At 58.6% G+C, this 766-nt stretch carries 2 protein-coding genes; both read left to right on the top strand.

Annotation, left to right across the window (positions count from 1 at the left end):
* The coding region (locus tag B2W52_RS00855) for a septum formation initiator family protein (RefSeq protein WP_286801005.1) at window positions 1-240 on the top strand (240 nt) is incomplete at its 5' end.
* A gap of 6 nt (window positions 241-246) precedes the next feature.
* A partial coding sequence (locus tag B2W52_RS00860; protein WP_286801006.1) for a 2-C-methyl-D-erythritol 4-phosphate cytidylyltransferase occupies window positions 247-766 on the top strand: 520 nt, incomplete at its 3' end.

A 766-nucleotide genomic window follows, 5' to 3' on the forward strand; every position in this document is an offset into this window, starting at 1 on the left:
ATTCTCCTGCTGCAGGTGCGCCTGTGGGTCGGGGAGGGCAGCTTTGCGCAGGTATGGGCTCTGGAGCAGTCCATTGCCGAGCAACGTGAAGAAAATGCCGAGCTAGCTACCCGCAATGAACGTCTCTATGCGGAAGTCAGGAATCTGCGTAACGAGCAGGGCGCCGTTGAAGAACGGGCCAGAATGAACCTCGGCCTGATAAGAGACGACGAGACCTTTTTCCTGGTTGTTGAAAACTGATTGTCTATGCCTGCTCCGAGACTCTGGCTGATTGTTCCTGCCGCCGGCATCGGCCAGCGTATGCAGGCTGAGCAACCGAAACAGTACCTTCGGCTTGGCGAGCGTTTCATTCTCGACATCACCCTTTCCCGACTCATGGATTCCGCGCCTTTTTCCGGCTGCATGGTGCCATTGCACCCGGCCGACCATTGGTGGCCGGATACCGAAGCCAGCGGCGATAGCCGAATCCAGACCTGTACCGGCGGTTCCGAAAGAGCTGGTTCGGTGTTGTCGGCGCTGCACGCCATGGCGGAACAGGTGAAAGATGACGACTGGGTTCTGGTGCACGATGCGGCGAGGCCCTGCCTTGATACCCGGGATCTTTCCAATCTGATTGACCGGCTCTACAGCCATCCGGTTGGGGGGCTGCTTGCCTCGCCGGTTGCCGACACTTTAAAGAAAGCCGGTACTGCTGAACTCCCGGAAGTGATTGAGACCGTTGATCGCACGGGGTTGTGGCGGGCTCTGACGCCCCAGATGTTTCGCT

It is taken from the genome of Marinobacter sp. UBA2498, from assembly GCF_002341575.1.
In the GTDB taxonomy this organism is placed as follows: domain Bacteria; phylum Pseudomonadota; class Gammaproteobacteria; order Pseudomonadales; family Oleiphilaceae; genus Marinobacter; species Marinobacter manganoxydans.